At 66.8% G+C, this 2,769-nt stretch carries 4 protein-coding genes and 1 pseudogene; all 5 read right to left on the bottom strand.

Annotated elements, in window-relative coordinates:
• Positions 1-336 (bottom strand): annotated as a pseudogene (locus RT567_RS14715) (hypothetical protein); the annotation flags it as partial.
• Between the two features lie 74 nt (positions 337-410).
• Positions 411-635, bottom strand: a complete 225-nt coding sequence (locus tag RT567_RS14710; protein WP_087140839.1) for a F0F1 ATP synthase subunit C — start codon at positions 633-635, stop codon at positions 411-413.
• Positions 636-693: 58 nt separating this feature from the next.
• The gene (locus RT567_RS14705; protein WP_046651757.1) at positions 694-1,479 is read right to left on the bottom strand and encodes a F0F1 ATP synthase subunit A; all 786 of its coding nucleotides are present in this window, start codon (positions 1,477-1,479) and stop codon (positions 694-696) included.
• Between the two features lie 14 nt (positions 1,480-1,493).
• Positions 1,494-1,859, bottom strand: a complete 366-nt coding sequence (locus RT567_RS14700) for an AtpZ/AtpI family protein (RefSeq protein ID WP_313576999.1) — start codon at positions 1,857-1,859, stop codon at positions 1,494-1,496.
• 154 nt (positions 1,860-2,013) lie between these two features.
• A complete protein-coding gene (gene scpB, locus RT567_RS14695; protein WP_313576998.1) occupies positions 2,014-2,697 on the bottom strand; it encodes an SMC-Scp complex subunit ScpB in 684 nt (227 codons plus the stop codon).
• Positions 2,698-2,769 lie beyond the last annotated feature (72 nt).

The raw sequence follows: 2,769 nt of genomic DNA, 5'->3' as shown, positions 1-2,769 counted from the left end.
CTCGGCGCGGGCGGCGTCGGCCTGGGCGGCGGCCTCGGTCTGGACCGAGCGCGCCGTGGCGACGGCCGTGGAAATGGTGTCGGCCCGCTCGTCGATCACGCGGCGCAGACGCGGCGCGAAGACCTTGGCGATGAGCAGATATAGGATGACGAACAGGATCAGCAGGTAAACAACCTGCCCGGCCCAGTGCTGGAACTCGAACTGCGGCAGTCCGCCGGCGTCATGCTCGGCGGCGGCGGCAGCCGCGTTGGCGGGCACGTGCCCGGTTTCGGCCGCGTATTCAACGGCCTGTTCCACCGGCAAGACCGGCGGCGGAGCTGAGGGAGTGGCTGCCATAATGATCCGTCGTGAAAGCAAATGCGGCGGCGCAGCCGCTAATGGGCGCGCCGCCGCAGATCAGGGGTTCGGTATTAGCCGAGCCAGATCAGGATGCCGAGCACGAAGGCCAGGATGCCCAGGGCTTCGGCGAGGGCGGCGCCCACGAACAGGTTGCCGACCTGCGAGGCCGCAGCGGCCGGGTTGCGCAGGGCGCCGGCCAGGAATTGGCCGAAGATGTTGCCGACGGCCAGGGCCGAACCGACCATGCCGATGGTGGCGATACCAGCGCCGATGAACTTGGCGGCTTCAGCGTCCATGATGATTTCCTAGTTTCTTGGAGCGTTGGAGGGTGGGGTTACTTACTGGTCCGCAGCCTTAGTGGCCATGGCCCAGGTTGACCACATCATTGAGGTAGATGCAGGTCAGAACGGCGAAGACGAACGCCTGGAGGAAGGCCACCAGGAACTCGAAAGCGGTCAGGGCGATCACCATGCCCAGCGACAGGGCGGCGACCGGAAGAGCGAACAGGCCCACGCCGCCGGCGACGGCCAGGGCGCCCAGGGACACCACGAAGCCGGCGAAGATCTTCAGCGCCAGGTGGCCGCCCAGCAGGTTGCCGAACAGACGCAGGGCCAGGGTGAAGGGGCGCAGCAGGAAGGAGAAGAACTCGATCAGACCGACGACCGGGCGCAGCACCAGCGGCGCGCTGGTCGGCCAGAACAAGCCGAAGAAGCCCAGGCCGTTCTTGGCGATGCCGACGCCGACCACGACCAGGAAGGTCAGCACGCCCAGGGTGGCCGTGACGGCCAGCTGCGAGGTGGCGGTGAAGGTCAGGAACATGCCCAGCAGGTTCATCATCAGGATGAACATGAACAGGGTGAAGACGAAGGGGAAATACTTGCGCGACTCATGGCCGATCGTGGACGCGGCCAGATTGTCGATCATGCCGAACAGGGTCTCGCCCGCCGCCTGCATCCGGCCCGGCACCACCTTGGCGCCCGAGGTGGCCACTGTCAGGAACAGCACGGCCATGCCGAAAGCGATGGTCATCGCCAGGTGCGAATTGGTGAAGGCCAGGCTGACCTCGCCGACCAACGGAAGCGTGACGCTGCCGAAATCCGCCAGGGGCGTAACCTGAAACTGGTGAATCGGATCGGCCACGGGCCTCTCGCTCCTTAGTCTTCTTTTTCGCCGGCCTCGACGTAGGGAACGGCTTCACCCGTCACTCCTGCCGCCAGGGCCTGCGCCATCAGCCGGTTGGCTGTGCGACGCGCCATGTAGATCGCCAGTGCGAAGCCCAGAAGGACCCCGACCAGAAGGCCCCAGGGCGAGGTTCCAAAGAACCGGTCCACCCCGAACCCGATAGCCAAACCAACGAAAACACCGCCGAGAAGCTCGGCGATGATCTTATAGGCCTGGCCCGTGACCGCGTGTGCGGCGAACTCAGCCGATTGCCCGGCCTGGGCCTTCGCCTCCAATGCGGATGCGCTTTCGTGGAGGCGTTTGATCGCCTCTTCGCGCGATTCCTTCGTCGGGGACATGGGCCTGTTCGCTCAGCGTCCGGCGCAGGGCCGAAACGGGTCTGAATTTCGGCGCGGAACCTATAGGCGAGACGGCCTCAGGTCAAGGCGGTGCGCCCTGGACTTAAGTCCATGACTTTCCGACATTTCTTGGGGGCGCGACGTTCCGTCCCGGCTAAGGTTGCGACTCTTCGTCCTCGCTGACGAAATCCTGGGCGAATTCGGGCGCGCCGTCGTCCAGCCCGGTCAACAGATCCTCGCCCTCGTCGTCCCCGGCTCGCGAAGGGTCCGGCACCTCAAACCCGACCGGCATGGAGAGGTCCAGCAGGCCCGCCGCCTTCATCTCCTGCACGCCCGGCAGATCATAGAGGCTGGCCAGGCTGAAATGCTCCAGGAAGCGGTCGGTCGTGGCGTAGGTGACGGGCCGTCCCGGCGTGCGACGCCGTCCGCGCAGACGCACGAAGTCCATCTCCAGCAGCAGGTCCAGCGTCCCCTTGGACAGGGAAACCCCGCGCACGCTCTCGACTTCGGCGCGGGTGCAGGGCTGGTGGTAGGCGATGATGGCCAGGGTCTCGAGCGCGGCCTTGGACAGGCGGCGCGGCTCCTCGCGCTCCTCGGTCATCAGGAAGCCGAGGTCGGGCGCGGTGCGGAACCGCCAGCGCTCGGCCACGCAGTCCAGCTCGACCCCGCGGCCCTGATAGCGCGCCTGAAGCGCGGTCAGCGCCCCACCAACGTCGGCGCCCTCGGGCAGGCGGCGCGCGATCTCGGCCAGCGACAACGGCGCGGCGGCGGCGAACAACAGGGCCTCGACCCGGCGTTCGATCTCGAGGTGATTGGGAGAGAAGTCGAGGTCAGACATGGGCCGTTCCTCCAACTGCGCCTACCCGCCCCGCCCTAACCGCCGTCATCCTCGGGCTTGACCCGAGGATCC

The sequence above is a fragment of the Brevundimonas sp. genome (assembly GCF_032107865.1).
GTDB lineage: Bacteria > Pseudomonadota > Alphaproteobacteria > Caulobacterales > Caulobacteraceae > Brevundimonas.
The sequence above is the reverse complement of the archived record's forward strand: the minus strand, read 5'-3'. Positions and strand labels throughout refer to the sequence as shown.

Bases quoted from the DNA above. Each gene is read 5' to 3' on its own strand.
- scpB (WP_313576998.1), bottom strand. From the start codon at position 2,697: ATGTCTGACCTCGACTTCTCTCCCAATCACCTCGAGATCGAACGCCGG.
- RT567_RS14710 (WP_087140839.1), bottom strand. From the start codon at position 635: ATGGACGCTGAAGCCGCCAAGTTCATCGGCGCTGGTATCGCCACCATC.
- RT567_RS14700 (WP_313576999.1), bottom strand. From the start codon at position 1,859: ATGTCCCCGACGAAGGAATCGCGCGAAGAGGCGATCAAACGCCTCCAC.